The organism is Desulfitobacterium chlororespirans DSM 11544 (assembly GCF_900143285.1).
Taxonomy (GTDB): domain Bacteria; phylum Bacillota; class Desulfitobacteriia; order Desulfitobacteriales; family Desulfitobacteriaceae; genus Desulfitobacterium; species Desulfitobacterium chlororespirans.
Genome location: NZ_FRDN01000005.1, coordinates 211,974 through 234,840 on the forward strand (window position 1 = coordinate 211,974; position 22,867 = coordinate 234,840).

The 22,867-nt window shown below is 48.5% G+C and carries 20 protein-coding genes; 12 read left to right on the forward strand and 8 right to left on the reverse strand.

Annotated elements, in window-relative coordinates; all coding sequences use genetic code 11:
• Positions 1-36 precede the first annotated feature (36 nt).
• The 5 genes from hyi to allB (BUA14_RS06925) all read right to left on the reverse strand — a co-directional run bounded on the left by hyi (position 37) and on the right by allB (BUA14_RS06925) (position 7,346).
• On the reverse strand, positions 37-825 hold the full coding sequence (gene hyi / locus BUA14_RS06905; protein WP_072771930.1) for a hydroxypyruvate isomerase: 789 nt from the start codon (positions 823-825) through the stop codon (positions 37-39).
• Positions 826-855: 30 nt separating this feature from the next.
• Positions 856-2,631 carry a thiamine pyrophosphate-binding protein gene (locus BUA14_RS06910; protein WP_072771931.1) on the reverse strand — a complete coding sequence of 592 codons (1,776 nt, stop codon included), beginning with the start codon at positions 2,629-2,631 and terminating at the stop codon, positions 856-858.
• A 523-nt stretch (positions 2,632-3,154) separates the two neighbouring features.
• Entirely contained in the window at positions 3,155-4,549 is a 1,395-nt protein-coding gene (locus BUA14_RS06915; protein ID WP_072771932.1) for an NCS1 family transporter, read from the reverse strand.
• 49 nt (positions 4,550-4,598) lie between these two features.
• Positions 4,599-5,948 carry an allantoinase AllB gene (gene allB / locus BUA14_RS06920; protein ID WP_072771933.1) on the reverse strand — a complete coding sequence of 450 codons (1,350 nt, stop codon included), beginning with the start codon at positions 5,946-5,948 and terminating at the stop codon, positions 4,599-4,601.
• Positions 5,949-5,987: 39 nt separating this feature from the next.
• Positions 5,988-7,346 carry an allantoinase AllB gene (gene allB, locus BUA14_RS06925; RefSeq protein WP_072771934.1) on the reverse strand — a complete coding sequence of 453 codons (1,359 nt, stop codon included), beginning with the start codon at positions 7,344-7,346 and terminating at the stop codon, positions 5,988-5,990.
• Positions 7,347-7,810: 464 nt separating this feature from the next.
• On the opposite strand from allB (BUA14_RS06925), the gene BUA14_RS06930 reads away from it, so the two are divergent.
• The 9 genes from BUA14_RS06930 (at position 7,811) to BUA14_RS06970 (ending at position 16,216) form a co-directional block, all read left to right on the forward strand.
• A complete protein-coding gene (locus BUA14_RS06930) occupies positions 7,811-9,040 on the forward strand; it encodes a Zn-dependent hydrolase (RefSeq protein ID WP_072771935.1) in 1,230 nt (409 codons plus the stop codon).
• A 20-nt stretch (positions 9,041-9,060) separates the two neighbouring features.
• Entirely contained in the window at positions 9,061-9,522 is a 462-nt protein-coding gene (locus BUA14_RS06935; protein ID WP_072771936.1) for a RidA family protein, read from the forward strand.
• A 278-nt stretch (positions 9,523-9,800) separates the two neighbouring features.
• A complete protein-coding gene (allE, locus tag BUA14_RS06940; protein WP_018213868.1) occupies positions 9,801-10,562 on the forward strand; it encodes a (S)-ureidoglycine aminohydrolase in 762 nt (253 codons plus the stop codon).
• A 57-nt stretch (positions 10,563-10,619) separates the two neighbouring features.
• The gene (locus tag BUA14_RS06945) at positions 10,620-12,287 is read left to right on the forward strand and encodes a PucR family transcriptional regulator (RefSeq protein ID WP_072771937.1); all 1,668 of its coding nucleotides are present in this window, start codon (positions 10,620-10,622) and stop codon (positions 12,285-12,287) included.
• 125 nt (positions 12,288-12,412) lie between these two features.
• Complete coding sequence (locus BUA14_RS06950; protein ID WP_072771938.1) at positions 12,413-12,940, forward strand: nitroreductase family protein; 528 nt, start codon at positions 12,413-12,415, stop codon at positions 12,938-12,940.
• Positions 12,941-12,945: 5 nt separating this feature from the next.
• On the forward strand, positions 12,946-13,272 hold the full coding sequence (locus BUA14_RS06955; protein WP_011461632.1) for a YnfA family protein: 327 nt from the start codon (positions 12,946-12,948) through the stop codon (positions 13,270-13,272).
• Between the two features lie 164 nt (positions 13,273-13,436).
• Positions 13,437-14,177, forward strand: a complete 741-nt coding sequence (locus BUA14_RS06960; protein WP_072771939.1) for a polysaccharide deacetylase family protein — start codon at positions 13,437-13,439, stop codon at positions 14,175-14,177.
• Positions 14,178-14,246: 69 nt separating this feature from the next.
• Positions 14,247-14,891, forward strand: a complete 645-nt coding sequence (locus tag BUA14_RS06965) for a hypothetical protein (RefSeq protein ID WP_072771940.1) — start codon at positions 14,247-14,249, stop codon at positions 14,889-14,891.
• Positions 14,892-15,025: 134 nt separating this feature from the next.
• Complete coding sequence (locus tag BUA14_RS06970) at positions 15,026-16,216, forward strand: anaerobic nitric oxide reductase flavorubredoxin (protein WP_072771941.1); 1,191 nt, start codon at positions 15,026-15,028, stop codon at positions 16,214-16,216.
• Between the two features lie 100 nt (positions 16,217-16,316).
• Here BUA14_RS06970 and trhA read toward each other — a convergent pair whose 3' ends face one another.
• On the reverse strand, positions 16,317-16,961 hold the full coding sequence (gene trhA / locus BUA14_RS06975; protein WP_072771942.1) for a PAQR family membrane homeostasis protein TrhA: 645 nt from the start codon (positions 16,959-16,961) through the stop codon (positions 16,317-16,319).
• A gap of 218 nt (positions 16,962-17,179) precedes the next feature.
• Between trhA and BUA14_RS06980 the strand changes: the two genes are divergently transcribed.
• Together BUA14_RS06980 and BUA14_RS06985 are read left to right on the forward strand one after the other, a co-directional pair.
• Positions 17,180-17,638 (forward strand): PspC domain-containing protein, encoded by a 459-nt coding sequence (locus BUA14_RS06980; protein ID WP_018306401.1) that lies wholly within the window; start codon positions 17,180-17,182, stop codon positions 17,636-17,638.
• A 1-nt stretch (position 17,639) separates the two neighbouring features.
• Positions 17,640-18,602, forward strand: coding sequence for a LiaI-LiaF-like domain-containing protein (locus tag BUA14_RS06985; protein WP_072771943.1), 963 nt, complete (start codon positions 17,640-17,642; stop codon positions 18,600-18,602).
• A gap of 96 nt (positions 18,603-18,698) precedes the next feature.
• On the opposite strand, the gene speD is transcribed toward BUA14_RS06985, so the two are convergent.
• Entirely contained in the window at positions 18,699-19,529 is an 831-nt protein-coding gene (gene speD / locus BUA14_RS06990; RefSeq protein ID WP_018213863.1) for an adenosylmethionine decarboxylase, read from the reverse strand.
• A 286-nt stretch (positions 19,530-19,815) separates the two neighbouring features.
• Between speD and BUA14_RS06995 the strand changes: the two genes are divergently transcribed.
• Positions 19,816-20,412, forward strand: coding sequence for a superoxide dismutase (locus BUA14_RS06995; RefSeq protein WP_072771944.1), 597 nt, complete (start codon positions 19,816-19,818; stop codon positions 20,410-20,412).
• Positions 20,413-20,498: 86 nt separating this feature from the next.
• Here the strand turns inward: BUA14_RS06995 and BUA14_RS07000 are convergent, their stop codons facing one another.
• Complete coding sequence (locus tag BUA14_RS07000; protein ID WP_072771945.1) at positions 20,499-22,658, reverse strand: GGDEF domain-containing protein; 2,160 nt, start codon at positions 22,656-22,658, stop codon at positions 20,499-20,501.
• Positions 22,659-22,867 lie beyond the last annotated feature (209 nt).

The following is a 22,867-nucleotide window of genomic DNA, read 5'->3' on the forward strand; positions in this document are numbered from 1 at the left end:
CCTGGAGAATTTGCCTGGAGACCTTGCTTGCAGGCCCTATTCAAACGCCTTAATCCACTCCAACGAAACCACTGTATCCGGCTGAGGAACATATTCCATAGAGACGGCATAAGGATAGCCGACCTCTGTTAAGACCTTAAAGAAAGCGTGGTAATCGATCTCCCCTGTACCCGGCTGATGGCGTCCGGGGTTATCGGCTACTTGAATGTGAGCGATATGAGGCAGCTTTTCCCGCAGGATCTGTAAGAGATCCTCTCCTTCCCGGGCGGCGTGATAAACATCATACTGGAGGAAAATATTTTCACTGCCTGCTTCGTCGATGACCTTCAGGACATCTTCCGTGGTATTAAGATAGAATCCCGGGGCATCAAAGCGATTCAGGGGTTCGAGGAGAAGCTTGACGCCAATTTGCTGCAACTGCTCGGCGGCATAGCGGACATTGGCGATCAGGGTAGCCCGCTGTTCCTCCGGGGATTGATCCTCACGGACCTTCCCCACCAGGCAATTGATTTGTTTGACATGAAGAGCTTGAGCGAGGGCGACAGCTTTCTCTACTCCCGCTTTAAACTCCTCCTGACGGCTGGGGTCAAGGGCGATACCCCGTTCACCGGCTCCCCAGTCTCCGGCAGGGAGGTTAAAGAGAACCATCTCTAATTCGTGGGCCGCCAACTCCTGTTTGAGCTCGGCAAGGTCCAAATCGTAAGGGAACATAAACTCCACCCGTTTAAGCCCAGCCGCTTTGACTGCCTGGAAGCGCTCCATCATCGGCAGGTCATTAAAGAGAAAGGATAAGTTGGCAACAAGTTGGTCTTTTTTTACATGCATGTAGAATTCCTCCCAACGTATTCATCATCTTCATTCAAGTTCCAAGACACCGGTGAGTGTTCCATCAAGGGAAACAGAGCATTGGGCCAGAGGGTCCACGAGAACCTCAATCAAGTAAGGGCGGTTTTGGCTGAAGGCACGTGCCAGAGCTCCCTGAAGTTGATCCGGTCCGTCGATTAATTCTGCTTCTACCCCTATTCCCCGCGCTGTGGCCACAAAGTCCAAGCCGCGGGAATGGCCTTGCACATGGTTTTCATACTCAAGATCGGTGGAAATACAGCGCTGCTCAAAGAGCAGATTTTGCTGCTGACGGATCAGTCCGAATAAGGAGTTGTTGAGGACCACCACCACCACGGGTATATTGTGTTTGGCAGCCGTAGCCAGTTCCTGCAAAGACATGCCGAGACTGGCGTCCCCTAGAAGATTAACCACTTGCCGGTTAGGATATGCAAGCTTGGCTCCCAGTGCAGCTCCCAATCCCCATCCCATGGTTCCCGCCCGGCCGGTAATCAGGAAGGAGCGGGGAACATAGGCTTCAAAAAGCTGGGTAGCCCAGATCTGGCTGATACCGCAATCCAAGGTGAGAATTCCATCCCGGGCCATGGCCTCCCGTACCTCAGCAATGGCTTGCTGGGGCTTGAGGGGAAGGGTGTCGAACTTTGTACGGCGAGCCAAGCGGATTCGCTCCTCTTGTAAGTCGAGAATCCGCTGCCGGGCCTGAGGGGTGGGGGTGAAACCCTTATCCCGCAGGAAAGCGAGGAAGTGTTCCAGGAAGTCCCTTATATCCGCTGCCAGGTTAAGTTCGGTAGAGATATGGCGGGAAAGCTCTTTATTATCCAGATTCACATGGACGACTTTTCGTCCCGACTGGAACCGTTGGCTGTCCCCTGTCCCCCGGCCATCGAAGCGGCCTCCCAAATTGATAATCAGGTCGGACTCCAGGATGGTTTTATTGCCCAGGGGAGTTTGACACATAGTGCCTACCAACCCTCCATAGAGGGGATGATCATTAGGAAAGGCATCCTTGCCCATTAAGGAGGATACTACGGGAATCTGGAGAAGCTCGGCTGTTTCCCGCAACAGTTCCGCTGCGTTGCCTTGAACAATGCCGCCGCCTACCAGCAGAGTAGGAGTGCTGGCTTCATAGAGCATAGACAATATTGTATTCAATGTATCTTGGGCAATATCCTGCTTGGGGAGCTGGGGTTGAGTAAAATCGAATTCACTCCAATCCACTTCCACAAGGCCCTTTTGGACATCCAAGGGGAGATCCAGCAAGATGGGACCTTTTTTTCCTGTGGTGGCCAACTCCCATCCTTCCTTGAGAATCCGGGGAAGATCCTCCGTTTTCTCCACCAGGTAAGCGGCTTTCGTCACTGGGCGGGCCATTTCAACCATAGGGGCCTCCTGGAAAGAATCTTTGCCGATCAGGGAAGTGGGAACCTGGCCGGTCAGGGCCAGCAGAGGGATGGAATCACTGTAAGCACTGTATAAACCTGTGAGAAAGTTAGTGGCGCCCGGTCCGGAGGTAGCGGCGCACACGCCTACCCCTCCCGTAGCCCGTGAATAGCCATCAGCCATAAAGATGGCTGCCTGTTCATGGCGGACATTATAGGATTCCATATTGAGTTCACGAACGGCATCGTAGAAAGGCAGAATAGCCGCACCAGGAATGCCATAGATTTGTGAAACCCCTTTCTTCTCTAAGAAAGCAGCCAGGAATTGGGCTCCAGTCATTCTTACTCGACCGGCCTCCAAAGATTCAGTCAATCGGGTGTCATTTGTCTCGTTTCCCCATAAGGCCATAAATATTCCTCCTCGTTTCGTATCATAAAACGTCGTTTCACAGAATGGGTATTGAAAACGCGGTTTAGGTAACCGCCTGGCAGTAAGAAGTTAGTGCAAGTTGTTTCGCATTTTGAAACTAGGTTTCATTATTTGATACTATTATGCTTTATATCCTCTGCCCAGTCTATGATTTTCCTTTCAATAGTCGAAATAAAGGGGTCACTGGTAGAACTTAAAAGCCTAACAGTTTTTCTGAACTGTACTACTACAGAGTGATAAGCAGTGCCAAGAAGGCTTGGCTGGCGCCAGGCCGACACGGTCGCCCCACTTGTTGCCTTTGGCGAAAGCGGTCGCCTGCTTGCCCTTATGTTGGATGCTTTATGTTGGTTGGCCTGATGTTTGAGAGGGATATAAGGCAACACAGCTTTCATTCATCAATGATGCCGTAATGCGGCATCAGAGCCTGACAGTGTAAAAAAACTGCTTCCGGCCATGGTGCCGGAAGCAGTTTGAGTAAAATTCAAGTTAAGAAGCCGACTGATTATTTATTTTCAAAGATAGTGCCTTCTTTGAACTTGGAGCCTTTAAACGCGTATTTGGTGAGGAGGTAATAAGATAGACCGCCGACGACGAGGCCGATAATCCAAGCCAGATCGACCAGGGTAAAGGCTGCTGCGGCACCGATGAGCATGGCTGTGATGGCTGCCGGATTATAGCCTGCGAAAGGACCGTCCGCCCTGTAAAGGTCTACTACATTCACTTTTTGTTTTCTTAGAATATAGTATTCAACTAAAATGATGGCGACGATGGGTCCTAAGAAAGCAGAGTAGATAAGAATGAACATGGCCAAACCTGCGGAAGAAGAGTCTTGGACCAGTACCCAAGGGAAGGAACAAAGGCCAAGGAGACCAGTGATGACAACGGCCGGCTTGTATTTGATTTTCGTGAGCAATTGAATGACATAGGTTGGGGCAATAATGTTGGCCACCATGTTGACCGCAATGGCGCCCATGACAATAAAGGCAGAGACGAAGACGGTGACAAAGTCATTGTTGAAAACAATAGCCAAGGCTTTAACCGGGTTGGAGTTGCCGGTAGCGGAAGCAAGCATGGCACCAATGACGATGACTGCACCATAGGCAATGACGATGGGAGAGAAGTAGAAGAGGCCGCGTTTTACATCGCCATACCCTGGCTTGAGCTCACGGGAGTAATCGGCCGCGCTGAGGAAGATGGCGGCGTAGTTGCCCATTAAGACCATAATGAAAGCCCAGAATTCAAGGCCCCAAGTGCCTTTAGTATAGACCCATTTTTGAGCGATCACATCACTGTAATTGGTGAGCAGAAGAACGAATACATAGACAAAGGCGACCATGAGGACGACTGAGATCAGAGTTTCTACCCATTTGATAGCATGGAAGCCATACATGGAAAGGACAATCTGCACCAGCTGCAGGACGACGAAGCAAATAGCAATGTTGTCAAAGGCTCCGCCGGTAAAGACTTTAAGAATTTCATTCAGAGCAGTACCGCCGACCCAGCTTTGGAATCCGTACCAGACGATGGCTGGGATACCGCGCAAGAGAGAGGAGATAACGGAACCTTTCTCACCGAAGGACATCCGCAGCTGCATAACATAAGGAACACCGGTTCGATAGCCCATTCTGTCGTTCAGAGTAAAAACAAGGGAAATGATGCCGATGGCTATGATGGCTGCAGCAAAGGTTTGGAAGATGTTTAAGGTAGCCACTCCGGCAATAATCATGCTGCCGCCGAGGGTCATATTACCCAGGTTAACCCCATCGCCGATCCACATAAACATATAGGGGATGGGTCCCATGGTGCGGTCTTTGGCTTTTTTAGGATAAAGGGTTTCTTCTACACCGGGAGCGTGTTCAATATGCACATCGGCATGATTGTCAGTGTTTAAGGACATCGCCTTCACTTCCTTCTTTTGGTTTTGCCTTTACAGGTTCATGCTTTGATTATTGATGGGGCTTTAAATGTTTACCAATGGGTTTGGAAACAATTTTTCCGTCCTTATAAATCGTGGTCCCTCTGAGAAGTGTTTGGGTGACAGAGCCGCGGAAACGGTCTCCCACATAAGGGCTCACCTTATGTTTGTAGAAGAGATCTTCTGCCTGCAGGGTAAATTCATGATTCAGATCGACTAAAGCAAAATCAGCATCATAGCCCAGGTTGATTTGGCCCTTGCCCTTGATATTGAAGATTTCATTGACATGTTGGGCAGTTAACTGAGCGATCTTAACCAAGGGGAACTTCCGGTCATGGTAAGCATGGGTGAGTAAACCTTGCAAGGTGGTCTGGCAAGCGGAGATGCCGCCCCAGACACGCATGAATTCACCGTTTTTCAGCTTGGGATCACAGGGGGAGTGGTCGGAAGAAACGAAGGCGATGTTGTCATTAAAGAGCCGGCCCCACATTTGAATTTGGTTTTCGCCGTCGCGGATGGGAGGGGAGCATTTGGCTACGGTACCCAGGCGTTCCACATCATCGCCGGTGAGGTACAAATAATGACCGATGGTTTCACAGTAGACATCGACCCCTCTTGCTCTGGCTTGAGCTACAAGATCCACGGCTTTGGCAGTGCTGATATGGGCAATAATCAATTTACATCCGGTTTCTTCAGCGAAGGTAATCATCCGGGAAACATTCTCGATTTCCGTAATGGGCGGGCGGGCGGCGAAGTAATCCCGCACGCCGGTACGGTTGTTGGCTAAGGATAATTCGGTGAGTTCCTTGGTGATCTCAGCATTTTCACAGTGGACCATAAGGGGCAGGCCCAGTTTGGCTAATTTCTCCATACCCACTAAAGCCGTATAATCATCCATTCTCGGAAACTCATCGATACCGCTGTGGCAGGCAAAAGCCTTAAAGCCAATGACTCCGCACTCGGCCAGTTCATCCAATTTATCTAAATTAGCAGAGGTCAACCCTCCCCAGAAGCCGTAATCGACCAGGGAGTCTTTCTGGGCTACGGCCAGTTTATTGTTAAAGTTCACGGCGTCCAGGGTGCACGGACTGCAGTTGAGCGGCATATCAAAGTAGGCAACTCCACCGCCGGCCGCTAAAGCGCTGGACCCTGTGGATATCGTTTCCCACTCTGTACGGCCGGGATCATTAAAGTGGACATGGCCGTCGGTGATACCGGGAAAAACATGCTTTCCGGCGGCATCGATGATTTCCTTGGCATCTCCGGGGATTTCTTCAGCGATGAGCACAATTTTACCATCACTGACGGCAATGTCTGCTTTTCTGACACCATCCGGACAAACCACGTTTCCGTTGCGCAGGATTAGATCATAATGACTCATGGTTGAACCTCCTTTTTATTCTTTTTAATCATTGTGCCCTTACTTGATTTTTCTTACATAGCTGCCATAGCCCTTTTGTCCGACCAATTGTCCGTCCTGAGCAACGACTTCGCCGCGGACGAGAGTGCAGACAGGGAGTCCTTTGCCTTTTAAGCCCACAAAGGCTGATATGGGATTGACATAGTACAGGGATTCGGGTGTGATCTCCCATTCTTTTTCCGGGTCCAGGATCACGAGATCGGCGTCAAAGCCTACTTGGATGGCACCTTTTTTGCCGAAGATTCCAAAAGCTTTGGCCGGGCCTTCACTTAAAGAGCGGGCCAGCAGGGTAGGGCAATAGCCTCTTTTAATGACCCCTTCACTGAAGACCACCTGCATGACGTTCTGGATGCCGCTGATACCACCCCAAGCTCCGAAGACACCGTGCTTTTCTTCACTTTTCTCACTAAGCTCGCAGGGAGAGTGGTCGGAAGCAATAGCCGACAGAGTTCCGTTGCTGACGTATTCCCACATGCCTTCCACGGCTGCGGCATCACGCAAAGGGGGAGCGCATTTGAAAAGACTGCCGTTTTTGACTACATCCTGATCTGTAAAGGTGAGGTAATGGCCGCAGGTCTCAGCGGTGACATCCACACCCTCGTTTTGGGCCTGGCGGATGATTTCTGCCACACGGGGATGACTGACATGGCAGATATGCACTTTAGCTCCCACTTCTTTGGCTAAATCGATAATATTTTGGGTGGCGATCAGTTCGGCAATCACGGGACGGGAGTCTAGAAAGTCCTGCCAATCGTTGGTGTCTTTGCGTTTGGCTCTTGCCTCTTCCCATTTGATCAGGGAATAATCTTCACAGTGGAAACCGGCCCGGCCGTCGAACTCTTTGCAAATTTCCATAGCCTCTTTAGCCTGGCCGATGGTGAGGGATACATAATCCGGGGAGACAGGCCCGATGAAGGATTTAAAGGCGACGCAGCCTTTTTCGTCCAATTCTTTGAGCTGATTAAGGTTATAATCGACTAAACCGCCCCAGAAACAAAAATCTACATAAGCATTGGGAGAAACGGCTTCCAGTTTTTTATCGAGAATTTTGCCATCGGTCATGGCCGGTTCGTTTTGCAATGGCATGTCGATGATGGTGGTAAATCCTCCGACTCCTGCAGCTGCTGTACCGTGAGCATAATCTTCTCTCCAGAGATAACCGGGATCGTTTAAATGTGCATGAGTATCGATGGCTCCCGGAAAGACATAATTGCCTTTGGCATCGATGACTTTTTCGGCTTGGATCTCTGTTCCAGCTGCGATGATTGCGGCGATTTTGCCATTGTTGATCCCTAGGCTGGCTTCAATAATTTTGTCCGCAGTCACAATCTTACCGTTTTTAATGACGAGATTAAACACATTCATGCCCCCTAACTGTAATCTTAACGATGTGCAAGGTACCATAGGGTTTGTTTAATTGGCCAATTTACATTAAGAATATACTGAATATTTTCATTTGGCTTTATCATTTCGAGACAATCTAATGAGGCAGCGTTTATCCAATCAGACTAAAACAAGGAGTTTCGTGCCTTGAAAGGCCGTAATTTCCGGCACTTGAGGGTTATAGGCGGAGCTTTCTTCAGCAAATTTCAGCGGATTTGGCTAAGAAGATGATGTTTTAAGCCGGGTTTTCCACATCCGGGTGTGATGAGGCTTCAGGAAGTGTCCGCCTCGAATTGGCCAAGGGTGAACAGCAAAAGGATAGAAATATGGAAAGATAATTATCCAAAGTTGCCAAAGACAATAGGTGCAAATTAATAAAAAATAGGGATAAGAATATTAAGATAATTCAATGTTTATCAGCAGTGTGAAGAGGTGGCATTATGATTAATAGTGAACGGGTTGATCGGCGCTTACGGGAGTTGGGGAAAATAGGCTGCAGAGAATCAGGCGGAGTGACACGGCATGCATTTACCCCTGAAGATCGGGCTGCTAAAGATTTAGTCATATCCTATATGCAGGAAGCCGGATTAATCGTCAGGGAAGATGCGGTGGGAAATCTGATTGGCCGTCGGGAAGGACGGAATCCCCAGGCACCGGTGGTGCTCACAGGTTCTCATATTGATACGGTCTGTGATGGCGGCATCTATGATGGCGGACTCGGCATCATCGGAGCCATCGAAGTGCTGCAGTCTTTTAATGAGCAGGGGATTAGCACTGAACACCCCATTGAAGTCTACGCTTTCAATGATGAAGAGGGCTCCCGGTTTAGTTTTAGTATGTTCGGAAGCCGCGGCGTAATTGGTGACCTTACCGAAAAAGATTTAGAGATCAAAGACAGAAACGGTATTACTGTGGCCGAAGCTATGCGCAACCAGGGCTATGATCCTAATAAAATCAAAGACGCCGTTCGCTCTCCGGAAGAACTTAAGGCTTTTATCGAGCTCCATATTGAGCAGGGCAAGGTCCTGGAATGCAATAACCTTTCTGTGGGGATTGTGACAGGAATTGTCAACGAGCTATGGATGAAACTTATTGTTAAAGGAGAAGCAGGACATGCCGGTGCTACTCCCATGAATCTCCGCCAGGATGCCTTGGTGGCTGCGGCGGAAATGATTCAGGCCATCGAGAGAGAAGCCAAAAAGACAGGAAGCACAGTAGCGACAGTTGGCCGGCTCAATGTTTTTCCAGGAGGAATTAATATTATTCCTGGTCGTGTGGAATTTACTCTGGACCTGCGGGATACCTCCCAAGAGATCAGTGATCAAGTGGAGGCGGCCATATTCAAGGACCTGGCCAGGATCTGCCAGGAAAGAGGAGTTCAGTTGGAGACCGAACTTTTGCAACGGATTCCGCCGGCTCCTTGTTCGAAGGAATTCCAAATCGCCGCCAAAGAAGCATGTAAAAAAATCGGCTTGCAGTATTTCTGCCTTCCCAGCGGTGCGGGCCACGATGCTATGCAAATGGTGAATATCTGCCCAATCGGTATGATTTTCATTCGTTCCAAGGATGGGATCAGTCATAATCCTGCCGAGTGGAGCAGCAGCGAAGACTGTGCCGATGGTGTTGATGTATTGTATCATGTGCTGCTGGATACGGCGGTACAGGTATAAGATGAAGGAGTGGAGGCTTCATGCTGGAGATTGAAGAGACTTTACTGCTAAGGTATGGCTTGGAATTACCCGTTCCTTCGGAACCGGATGGATATTATGCACGAGTCATTGCCACGGGAAATTTGCTTTATGTCTGCGGTCATACCCCGAAACGCAAGGGGGAGTATGTATTCTTGGGTAAAGTTGGCGAGGATTTTTCCGTTGAGCAGGGGCAGGAAGCAGCCAGAATTGCCATGACCAATTGCTTGGCAGCCCTGAAAGAGCATCTGGGGGACTTGAGCTTGATTAAGCAATTTGTTCAGGTCATCGGTTATGTGCGCAGTGCGGAACATTTTACCCAGCAGCCTTTAGTGATGAATGGGGCTTCTGAACTTCTGCTCACCTGTTTTGGGGAGAGAGGACGACACACCCGCATGGCTTTAGGCACCAACCAACTCCCGGGTGGAGCCGCTGTGGAAATTATGTGCGTGGTTGAAGTATAGGGATTAGGAAAAGATAAGATAAGGTAAGGCAGAGCGTGAGGTGATCCGGCAAGGATCGCCTCACGCTCCCTTCTTCCTTTATCACTTTTGGACAAATAAAGACCGGGAATTAAGCGAGGTTTTTCATCCTTTTTAGGAAATAAGGGCAAGATAACTGGACGATAAAGTGTACAGCTTTGTCATCTTAGGATAAAGGGGAACTTAACTTTATGGCGAACATTAAGAATATAATCTCAATTGGCAAAGTTTTTATGCTAAAATAGAAGGGAGAAATTAAAATGGGTTATCCTAATGATCTGTTATCCACACGAGCTGTAGTCCAACATGGAAGATATGCATTGATTCCTCCTGAGGGACGGGTGAAAAATGTTCTTCCTAATCTTGAGCAATGTCACGTCAGTATTATCGCCTCCCCCCATTATGGCCCCCAGTTCGCCATGTATACTGTGGAGGTGTTGCCGGGCGGCGGCACCGTGAAGCCCTTTCAGGAAGAGGGAATCGAGACCTTTGTCTACTGCCTGAGCGGCCAGGGCAAGGTCCTGGTGGAAGGGCAGGAGTACAGCATCGATGAAAGCGGTTATGTTTTCGCCCCGGCTTCCCTGGGAGTGGAACTTCGCAATGCCGGGGATGCATCCTGGAAGCTGCTTCTTTATAAACAGCGTTACCGTCCTGTCGAAGGACATGCGGCGCGGATTGTGGTGGGCCGTCTCAATGATATGCCCTATGCGCCCTATGACGGCATGGAGAATGTGCGGATTAAGGATTTGCTGCCTACGGATTTAGGCTTTGATGTCAACTTCCACGTCTTAAGCTTTTTGCCGGGAGGATGTCATCCTTTTATTGAGACCCATGTTCAGGAGCATGGACTTTATCTGTTGGAAGGTGAAGGGGTCTATCTCATTGATGAACGGTGGATTCCGGTGAAGAAGGAAGACTTCATTTGGTTTGGCCCTTATGTTCCCCAAGCTTGCTATGGTGTGGGACGTACTCCCTTTACCTATATTTACACGAAGGATTGCAATCGGGATATTAAGCTTTAAGCGGGAAGCTGCTCAGAGCATCTGCCTGGAAATAATACGGTGCAAGAGGTGGTAACATTGGAGATTACAGTCAAAGATCTGCTCAAGGTGGGACCTCTGAAGACCTCTCAAGTGGTTGCAGGTTATCAGAAGCTTGATAATATAGTCAAAGGTGTTACCATCATCGAAGCGCCGGATATTGTCAACTGGTTATCAGGAGGGGAACTTCTGCTCACCAGCTTATACTCAGGTCCGGGTGAAGGGATGGACTATCGGGAATTTATTCATAAAATGGCCACTAAAGAGGTTTCAGCCCTGGCTATAAAAGTACGGCGGTTTGTCAACGATATTCCGCCTGAAATTATTGAGGCGGCCAATGAGTATGGGCTGCCCGTGATTGAAGTGGATGGCAGTGTTCGTTTCGTGGATATTATGTATCCGGTTATGGAGCAGCTCTTTAACTCCCAGGTAGTGAAGCTCAAGTATTATAAAGATGTTCAGGAGCGGTTTACAACCTTAGCTTTGCAATGTGAGGGATTAGCGGTCATCTGCCAAACCCTGGAAGAGTTGGTCGGCAATCCGGTCGTCGTTTATGATAAGAATTTTAAATGCCTGCAGAGCACTAATCCTCAAATAGAGCGGTTTGAGGAGCCTGAGGAATTTGCCTTAAGGGAGAACCTGAACGACAAATTTTCCTATTACCGGCAAGCGGTATGCTATCCCGATCTTGACGGACGCTGTATTCCCCAGGTTGTCGTTCCTATTCAGGCATTTAATCAACTCAAGGGATATTTAACCATAGTGGAGTTGAATAAACCTATTGTAGAGATGGACTTCATCAGTATTGAACAGGCCGCTACAGTGACTACCTTGGATATGGTGAAACGCTTTGCGGTTAAAGAAGTGGAATATAAATTCAAGAATGATCTGATTGAGCACATCCTTTCTGGGGAGCTGAGCTCAACCAATGCCCAGGAGCGCATCAATCTCATGGAGTGGGATCTCAATCGCCCTTACTATGTGGTTCTTTTTGATTTAAAGAATCTTGACGCTTATCATGTGGAACATCGCACCCAGCAAAAGATGGCTTTGCAAAGCATTAAATCGGAAATTACCTCAACCATTTCGGGAGTCATAAAAACCCGCACCAGGGACTTCATTATCGGCAATAAAGTGGATATTATTGTACTGCTTTGGCCGGTTGCAGCTAATCCTCAGGAGAATTCCCTGGAGAAAATCAAGAAGATTGCCAAGCAGGCCCAGGAGCAGGTCAAGAAGCGGATGAAGAAGCTGATCGTGGAAGTGGGAATCGGCGATTTAGCTCATGGAGCGGAGGAAATACCCCGCAGTTACAAAGAAGCCTTGGATGCTTTGAGCTATGGCGGCATGATCAACAATGAGAGCGCCATTGTGGCTTTTTCGGAGTTAGGGGTGTTCCGTATTCTCTGTAAATTTGCCGAGCGGAACTCCTTGGAAGAATTCATTCCTAAGGCTCTGCTGAAGATTCTCAGATACGATAAGAACAATGAAGCTGAGCTCCTGAAAACTCTGGAAGTATTTCTGGAATGCAACGGAAATGCCAGCAGGGCCGCCAAAGAACTGTTTATCCACTATAAAACCATCCTCTATCGCTTGGAGAGGATCAAGGAAGTCGGCCAATTGGATTTGGAAGATAGTAAAAATCGCCTTGAGCTGGAGATGGGCTTAAAGATGCTTCATCTTATGGATGCCTCCAATCTGGGATAGGACTAAGAATTCTGAGAATTTTAGTAAGCCTAGGCTAATTGTGCTATAATAAAGCTACAGGTGGAGTAATCTCCACCTGTAATACTATGCACTAGGCAAGCAAAAGCAAGAGAGGAATGATCACTATGGATATGAAAGAGCTTTTACAAAAGCGCCGGAGCATTCGCAAATATGCGGATACCCCCATTGAGAAGGAAAAAGTGGCACAATTGATTCGCGCTGCTTTGCTCTCCCCGACCTCGCGCAATACCAGAGCTTGGGAATTTATCCTGGTGGAGGATCAGGAAGTCCTGGCCAAGCTTTCCCTGGCTAAAGTCGGAGCCCAGCCGCTCAAGGGTGCCGCACTGGGGATTGTCGTCTGCGCTGACCCTCAAAAAAGCGATGTGTGGGTTGAAGATACGTCCATCGCCACCATCATTCTCCAGCTGCAGGCTCAGGATTTGGGGTTGGGCTCCTGCTGGGTTCAGATTAGGAAACGGAATTATCAGGACGGCACCCCGGCCGGCGAGTATGTGAAAAAGCTTTTGGACATTCCCGGCCATCTTCAAGTGGAATCTATCGTAGCTTTAGGCTATCCTGCGGAAACACGGCAAGAGCCTGCAGAGGATGAGCTCCGAAGGGAAAAAATCCACTGGCATACTTATAAGGGTTGATGCCTATGGTTCAGGCAGCAATTTTATTTATTCTGGCCGGGTTAGCTGAGATTGGCGGCGGTTATCTGGTCTGGCTTTGGCTGAGAGAGGCCAGGCCTTATTGGTACGGCGTGATTGGAGCCATCATTTTGGTATTCTACGGAATTATCCCCACCCTGCAGAAATTCCCCAGCTTTGGCAGGGTTTATGCCGCCTATGGAGGGGTTTTCATTATCCTTGCCGTCTTATGGGGATGGGGTGTGGACAAGAAGATGCCGGATACATACGATTGGATCGGGGCCGCGATTTGCCTGGTGGGAGTGACGGTGATGCTGTGGGCCCCCCGCCAGTAGCTTCAGACAACCGGCAGAGCATAATTTTAAAGCCATAGTTGATACTATGCTGATTTCAGATATCGACAAGGAAACTCCTCCTTGTCGATATCTTTTTTTGTTTAGAGAATTGTGTTTGGAACAGGCATAAATGCATATGTTTAAACATCGGGCTAAGAGGAGGGATGGATTTGCGGATCATTATCTTTAGCCGCAAAGGGTTGCGTTTGAGTATGATGGTTCTGGGGCTGGTGCTGCTGGGAATCGGTATCCGTTATACGGACTTGGCTTTTCCGGCTATTACGAAGCATCCGGGAACCTATTATTTAGTTCATACAGAAGAAAAAGTGATGGCCTTGACCTTTGATGACGGGCCGGATCCTCTCTATACGGGATATATTCTCGATGTACTCAAAGAAAAGAATGTCAAGGCCACCTTCTTTGTCTTGGGAGAATGTGCTAAGAATAATCCGGATTTATTGATACGGGCTCGCCGGGAGGGACATGAGATTGGCAATCATGGCTATTCTCATACTTACACCCCCAGTAAATTTGTTCAAGAGCTGATTCGTACCGATGAGGTTTTGCAGGAACTGCTTCAGGAACGCACGGCCTTTTACCGACCGCCGGGAGGAGTTATTTCCAACGCAGTTTTGGCGGGGGTTAAGGAGCAAGGGCATATTTTAACTCTTTGGAGTATCGACAGCAGGGATTGGGTGAATCCGGGGCCGGCCCAAATTATTCAAAATGTAGTCAACAACAGCTTTCCGGGAGGGATCATTTTACTTCATGACGGGGGAGAGAAGCGGGAGCAAACCATCCGGGCCTTAGGTCCGATCATCGACCGGCTGAGGGAGCAGGGCTATCGTTTTGTCACCGTTTCCGAGCTGAGGAATTTTGAAAGCGTGAAACCAGTACAAAAATAAGGAAATGGTAACCCAGCCCTGCTTGAGGAATATAATACCATATAGAGCAGAGAGAGGAAGGGCGGATGGTTGGTGTATGGATCTATAACAGATTACTCATCTTATGCAGATTCTTATCTTTCAAATTATCCAAGACCCAGCTTTCTTGGTCATATTAAACGGACTGCGCCGATTCCTCCCCAGGAAGAAGAAGAGCGGTTTGAGGCCAAGAGAGCGGCACACGCAAATGTATGGCTGTTGGTTCCGGCGATGACAGGAACTGTGGCCTATTATTTGTTCACTTCGATATTCAGAGGAATAAGGCAAAGGGAGGAAGAGGATAAGGCCGTAGGAGGCAAGATTGGCAGCGTGGTCTATACGGGTATTGTTACGGCAGGACTATCTGCTTATATTTATTCTGTTCTTATTTTAGCAGATGGGCATTTGATGGATGTATACTGGCCTATTGCCGGTGCCATTACCGTCCAGCTTCTCTATTTTGCCGCAGTCTATACCTGGCTTTACCGTTTGGACTACAGCAGCTTTTCGGCGGAGGTCGAAGATGAGCCGATTGAAGAATTGCTGACCTTTCTTTATTTCAGCATTACAAACTTTGCCACCACAGGGAGCTCCGTGTTTCCGGAATCCATTACAGCCAGATTGCTGGTGGGGCTGCAGGTACTCTTCTTAGTCTTTTCCTTTACCATGGGGCTGGTTTTCTTCACAAATCCCTAAGAAAAATGATGACTGGAAAGCCCGATCAAGACCGATCTTTACCTGAGGAAGGATCGGTCTTTTCTGTCGAAAAACTTGCATTTGCGGACAAACTATATTACAGTAATTGCAAATAAGAGAAAGGGGAGTTTTGTATGTCCTTTAAAATCAATGACACCATTACATATGTCGGAAAAATTGACTGGGAGCTCCGTAATTTCCATGGGGAAGAATACTCCACACAGCGGGGATCCTCCTATAATTCTTATCTCATTCGTGATGAGAAGAATGTATTGATCGATACGGTTTGGGAGCCCTTCGGACGTGAGTTCATCGCTAAGCTCAAGCAGGAAATCGACTTAAACGAGATTGATTATATTGTCATGAACCACAATGAAGTGGATCACAGCGGAGCCCTGCCCTTCCTTATGGAAGAGATCCCGAATACGCCGATTTATTGTACTGCCAACGGCAAAAAGATTCTCCAGGGGAGCTATCATCAGGATTGGAATTTCGTCGAGGTCAAGACCGGTGATCGGCTGAATATCGGCAGCCGGGAGCTTATTTTTATTGAAGCCAGAATGCTGCATTGGCCGGATACGATGTTCTGCTATTTAACCGGAGATAATATCCTCTTCAGCAATGATGGTTTTGGTCAGCACCTTGCTTCGGAACATATGTATAACGACTTGGTGGATACCGGTGAGCTCTATGCCGAAGCACTCAAATACTATGCCAACATCCTGACCCCCTTCAGCAAAATGGTCACCGCCAAAATCCAGGAGATCGTGAAGATGGAGCTGCCTATAAGCATGATTTGCCCCAGTCATGGGGTCATTTGGCGGGATAACCCGTTGCAGATTGTGCATAAATATTTGGAGTGGGCTGCCGAGTACCAGGAAGAGCAGGTGACGATCCTTTACGATACGATGTGGAATTCCACCCGCAAAATGGCGGAATCCCTTGCCCGGGGAATTCGCCTGGCCAACCCCAATCTTACCGTCAAGCTTTACAACACCGCCCGTTCCGATAGTACCGAGGTGATCGCTCAGGTCTTCCGTTCCAAGGCTATCGCCGTTGGCTCACCAACGGTTAACAATGGCTATCTCTCTTCCATAGCCGCCATTCTGGAAGAGATCAAAGGCATGAAATTCAAGAATAAGAAAGCAGTTCCCTTCGGCAGCTACGGTTGGAGCGGCGAAGTGATCAAGCTGCTGAATGAAGAGCTTAAGAAGGCTGGTTTTGAGGTTGTCGACGACGGCGTCCGCGCTCTTTGGACCCCCAGTGAAGAGAATCTGCTGGAATGCGTGGAGCTAGGCAAGCGTCTGGCCGCAAGCCTCCAATAAGCAAGGCCCGGTAAGGCTCCGGAAATAGTAATCCCCCTGGATTGAGCAGTCAAGAGTCAATCCAGGGGGATTTTGGTTTTTTATGCTTAGCAGGTTTAGATCAGCTGGTCATAGGGACAAAATAGATCAGGATCATAAGAAAGTGGATCAGAGTCCCGGCGGCAATAAAGATATGGAAGATTTCGTGAAAGCCAAGATGAAGGCGGGGTATCCGCAGGATTTTGGCAGCATAGATAACAGCTCCCAAAGTATACATCACGCCGCCGGCCACCATCATGATCAAGGCACCCAAGGGGAGGTTATGGACCAGCTGCACGATGGGCACCAGGGCGATCCAGCCCAGGGTTACATAGAAAGCTGTGGATACATAACGCGGCGCATTGATAAACCATATCTTTAAAACGATTCCGATCACAGCCAGGGTCCAGACAGCGATGAGCATGACCCAACGCCAGACTCCTTCCAAGCCATAGTAAAAGACGGGTGTATAGGAACCGCCAATAAGTACATAGATCATCATATGGTCGATTTTGCGTAAAGCAAGCTCTTTTTTGGGAGTGGTCCGCAGGGCATGATAGAGTGAACTGGTTCCATACAAAGCAATAACGCTTATCCCGTAGATGGTCATGGTAATGACCTTGGAGAGACTTCCATAGGATAGGAGTATTAGGGAAACGAGCCCAAACCAGGCGGCAATGAAGGGGATAAAATGAGTCAGGGTATTCATGGGTTCTTTAATTCGCATAGAAGGCCTCCTTATCTAAAAGCGGTACGGCTGGCAATAAGTGATACTATAATTTTAACCATATCCTGGTGAGAACGCAATACCTGTAGCACAACAGGAAGTATTCTCTTCATAAGATGTTCTGCCCATAATGAAAGATTTTATGAGCGAGCTGAAACAATTAGGGAGTGCTTTCCGTAATAAAGGTGTAACGATAAATAAACCTCGGAGGGATGAGCATGACAGATAAATTATACCGCTCAGAAACAGATAAAAAAGTGGGTGGAGTCTGTGGGGGACTTGCGGATTACTTTGATATTGACTCTACCTTAATTCGTTTGGTTGTCCTCCTGACCTTCTTCATGGGAGGTGTTGGCTTCTTCCTCTATATCATTGCCTGGGCGGTGATCCCCGTCAATCCGGGCTATAGGGCAGGAGGAGGTTATCACCATGGTGGAACGGTGGTGGATGAGATGAAAGAAAGTGTTCAGGATATCGGCAGCTCTGCGCAAAGCTTCGCCCAGGACTTGAGGACAGCCAACCCATCCCAGAGAAAACGGTATATAGGAATCGGCTTAATGATTCTGGGAGCCATTTTTCTCCTGGATCAATGGTTTCCCCATTTCTTTGCCTGGGGGAAAATGTGGCCCCTCATTTTGATCATCATCGGTATTGGGATTATCATAAGGAGGGATTAAGATGCGCCGAGCTGTGGACTCCGTGTTTAAAGGGATATTCTTGATTCTGCTGGGGATTGTTTTTTTTGCTAATATGTATGGCTTTCTGCCGTGGAACTTTTGGAGCAATGTTCTTGATCTTTGGCCTTTGCTTTTGATCTTCGCAGGGCTGGCCTTGTTCTTCAACAAACGCATTCCTTTCAGCGCTGTTCTGGTGGCGTTTTTGATCGGGCTTGTGGGCTATTCCCTGGTTTGGGGAAGCCCCGTGTCGGATCGATGGCTCCCGGGTGCTCATGGCTCAGGTCAGGCCCTGGAACTCGCCGCCCCTTTAGACCCTCAGGTAGAGAAAGCCAGGCTCACCCTGAACTTGGGGGGAGTGGCTATGAGTGTCCAGGGGGTCGATGGGCGGTCTGAGCCGGGCCAATTGGCTAAAGGAACTTATGAATGGAACGGCAGCGCCAATTACGGTCCTCCTGAGTTTAACTATAAAACCGATGGAGACACCACGAGGCTGGAGTTCAATTCGGAAAAAAGGACCCGTTCCGGTGAGAATAAGCTGCTGCTCAATCTCTCCGATCAAGTACACTATACCAAAGTGGAGCTCAATGCAGGAGCCGTTCAAGGGGCCATGGACTTCAGCCGGCTGCAGATTGAAGACCTGGACATCAGCACCGGCGCCAGCGATATTGAGCTGAGGTTCGGTGATACGGGTGGCCGGACCAAGCTGGATCTCAGTACCGGTGCCACAAAGCTCAACCTTATCGTGCCGGAGGGCGTAGGTTTAAAGATCAATATGAGCGGCATTGCCAGTGAAACGAATTTTGCCGGAGACGGTTTAATCCTGAGCTCACAGGATTGGGTAAGTCCCAATTATGAAGGGGCCAGGACAAAGATTGATATGGATATCTCCATGGCTGCCGGCAAGATTAACCTGGAACGCCTTCCAGCTCCCATACAATCTAATGGGAATACCCAATCACTGTAAACGAAAACATGGTAATCGAGATGATCAGAAAAACACACCCCGCTCCCTGGATGGAGCGGGGTGTTGAGCAGCCGGGGCTGTTGAGGATGAATCATTCTACATTCTCGGCATATTCTTTCCGTAGAAGATCTCAGCCATTTCTTTCTTCAGCCGTTGTTTGATTTTGCGTTTGTCATTGATGGAAAGTTCTTTTTTGGCGGTGCCAAAGAGATAATTGTCCAGGTCGAAGTCTTTAAGGATCATCTTGGTGTGAAAGATATATTCCTGGAAGACGGTAACATCGATCATCTGATAGAGATCCCGGTATTTGCGATCGACATAGTTTTGAATCGAATTGATCTTATGGTCAATGAAGACTTTTTTGCCATCCACATCCCGGGTAAAACCACGGACACGATAATCGGCGACGATGATATCCGGGGCGAAGCTTTCGATCAGGAAATTAAGTGCCTTCAATGGAGAAATCTGCCCACAGGTGGAAACATCGATATCCGCCCGGAAGGTGGAAATCCCGCCGTGGGGATGGCTTTCCGGATAGGTGTGCACGGTGATATGACTTTTATCCAAGTGAGCAACCACCGCATCGGGGAGAGGCTCTTCCTTATCGGTATAGACAGGATCGAAGGGATGATCATCCGGGTTCTCCGGGCCTAAATGCTCTTCGGCGATGAGCATGGTGACACTGGCTCCCTGGGGATCGTAATCTTGTTTGGCAATATTTAAAATGTTGGCCCCCACGATACGAGCGACCTCAGTGACAATGCTGGTCAGTCTTTGCGCGTTGTATTCTTCGTCAATGTATTGTATATACGCATCCCGGTGTTCCGGAGTTTTGGCATAACATATATCATACATATTAAAACTCAGGGTTTTGGTAAGATTATTGAACCCGTAAAGTTTCAGCTTCTTGAGCGGTTTTACTTCCAATGCTGTGTTCCTCCTAGCGGTTTGATTGGTATACTTTACTTCTCTTGCTGTCCCTATAAAAAATTGGCAATAATCCATCCTTTAGTGAAGAACAAAGGAGGAGAAAAGCTCCTGGGCAAGAATATAAAAGAATATATCGGTGCGCTGTTTTGTATATAAGGATACTATAATACAAGTTTTCCCCCTAGTATAGCATTATTATTTAATATTTCCAGTGATATTTCCAGTGAGGTTGAAGATAATAGCAGCAGAGTCAACTGGAAAATAATATTAAGGAGGAAACAATATGCCATATCAATTACCGGAACTACCCTATGCTTATGACGCTTTGGAGCCCCATTATGACGAAGCTACAGTGCGACTCCACCACGATATCCATCACAAGGGCTATGTTGATGGATTAAATAACGCGGAGGCTAAGCTGGCCGAAGCCCGTGAAAAGGGAGATTTCGGTCTGGTCAAGCACTGGGAAAGAGAATTGGCCTTCCATGGCTCCGGACATCTGTTGCACACCTTGTTCTGGACGAACATGACTCCTGACGGCGGCGGCACTCCCGCCGGCGCTCTGGGAGAAAGAATCAGCCAGGACTTTGGTTCTTTCGAAGCCTTTAAGAAGCAATTCTCCGCCGCCGCTGTGGCCGTCGAAGGCTCCGGCTGGGCAGTGCTTGTCTGGAATCCTGAATTTAAAAAACTGGAGATTCTGCAAGCCGAAAAGCATCAGAATCTCACCCAGTGGGGAGCGGTACCCCTCCTTACGGTCGATGTCTGGGAGCATGCCTATTATCTGAAATACCAGAATAAACGGGCGGCCTGGGTCGAGACCTGGTGGAACCTCGTCAACTGGGCGGATGTGTCCCAAAGATTTGACAAAGCAGCAAAGTAATCTGAGCTGCAACCTGATCAAGAATTAACGAAGACTAAATAGGCTGTGGAAACGATACGTTTTCCACAGCCTGTTTCTTTATGATCTCATTCCCGCAAGAGGAAGTAGTTGCAATGGGCCTGCTTGGCTTCACGTTTCACCCCGGCGATGCGCTCAGACAGCGTTGCCGGGGTCCAGGCGGTATGGGGGTAGATGATGAGCCCGGCTAAGGCCAGGCTTAAATCCTGGGCCCCTTGCAGGGCAGAGAGCTGTTCCTGGAAACTGAGCAGAATGGTTTCGCCCAAGGTTTTGGTGACATTCTGAGTGGTGAGAATGATAAAATCATCTCCGCCCACATGACCAACGAAAGCCAGATCGTCGGCTTTCAGGGAGTCCTGCATAAGAATTTTCCCCAGAAGCTTAATAATGGAGTCTCCATATTGAAAACCATAAGTGTCGTTAAAGGCCTTGAATTTATTAAGGTCAGCGTAAATCATCCCGAAAGCATTGCCGGAGTTTAAGCGCCGTTTAATTTCCTGCTCAATGGCACTATTGCCAGGCAGGCCCGTTAAGGGACTGGCGCCTTGAGCGATTTGCAGCTGTGTATCAGACATGGCTTTAATTAAGGAGGCCACACGAATCATCCCGATGGGCTTCTGTTGCTGAACGACGACAATTCCATCATAGAGATGGGCGTCAGGACGCGCCATAGCTAAACTGGAGGCCACCTCGATGGGTGTGGTATCTTCGATCAGCAATTGCTTGTTATTCATAAGGCTGGTGACCGGCCGCTGGCTATAAAGACTGACACCAAAGGGGGTGGCTAAGGCCGAATATAAATTATCACGCTGGACGACCCCCAGCAATTCGCCCTTATCCGTAACCCCAACCAGCCAAATCTTGGCATGCTCCTCAAAATAGTTTTGCACGGCATTGACCGTGGTCTGCGGTGTTACCAGGGGCAGGGGCTCAAGAATGTGTTGAACGGTTTTTTCGGAATTAAAGCTCAGCCTTTGCTGTGATTCGACGATTTGGGCCACCGGGGCACTAAGCTCCGGGCGGGTAAAGGAAGGTCTGGCGATGAAATAACCTTGTACATAATCAGCTCCCAGCTGGACAACCGTCCGCATTTCTTCCTGGGTTTCCACTCCTTCAGCGAGAATCCGGCAGCCGATGCGCCGTGAGAAAGTCACAAAGGTTTCGAAGAGTGCCCATTTGATCGGATCCAAATGAATTCCCTGAATTAAACAACGGTCTATTTTCAGAAAATCAGGATGCAATTCGGCGATGGACTGAAGGGAAGAATACCCTGCCCCCACATCATCCAGGGCAATGAGATAGCCCTGTTTCCGGTAATGTTCCAAAGCCTCGCGAAAGGTTTCGTAGTTGGCAATAGCGCTGCGCTCGGTGATCTCCAAGACGACATCGGAGGGAGTTAAACCCTGGGTTTCGAGAAGTCTGCGGGTTTGGCCCGAGGAAAACTCAGGATCGGTGAGAACCTGGGGTTCCACATTAAGGAACAGCAATTCTTTGGGGCGAAGAATTTGCGAAGAGTTAAGGATGGCGGTGCGGCGGCAAATCGTTTCGACAGGATAGAGCTGGCCAATTTTCTCGGCGAAAGGAAAAAGATCGGCGATGCTGGCAAAAGAACTGGGCGGTTTAAGGCGCGCCAAGGCTTCAAAACCGAAGAACTCGCCGCTTACGACATCCAAAATAGGTTGAAAGGCTGAGCTTAGGTAGGTCTGTGGTTCCTCGAGGAGGCGGTTAACCTCTTCCCGATGAGAAAAATATAAAGGATCAGGCTCCGATTTGTTGAGCAGAAAGGCCTCTTTCAAGGCGCCGTATAAGAGATAATCCACACTGCGTCCGGGTTGGGGTTTGCACTCCACCAGCCCCGCATGGAGGGTAATGGTTTCGTTGACGATCCGCTGGATTCGTTGGTTGATGCGTGACTCTAAGGTGGGCACAAATTCCGGAATAAGCCTGGCAATGCCCCAGGGAGTGTTTTCGTTAGGTACAAAATAGAATAAAAAATCATCCCCTCCTTGATAATCCAGGAGAACTGTGTGAAAAAGAGGCCGCTGATCATGAAGGGTGTGTTTCATTTCGGTTAAAACCAGGTCCAGAATCTGAGCGCAGACCCGATAGCCCTGCCTGAATTCGACTTCATGAAATTTGGCAATATCTAAATAGAGCACCCATAAGGAATGGCCGCTTTGCAGAAGCTGAGCAAGTTTTTCATGATGAACACCTGAGTTTCTGATCATAGGCAAGAATCCTTTCCAAGCGATGCTTGCATAGTCCGCGTTAATTTAGATTCTAGCGGCAGAACATCAAATTATGGTTAATATTGCGTAAAGACAGAATAAATTTATGGTCATGTTTTTTCATCTCCTGGACACAAGCGTTTTCTTAACCATAACTTAACCTAAGCTTCATCTTGACTTAACAAGAAATCATTATGATAAATAGTAAG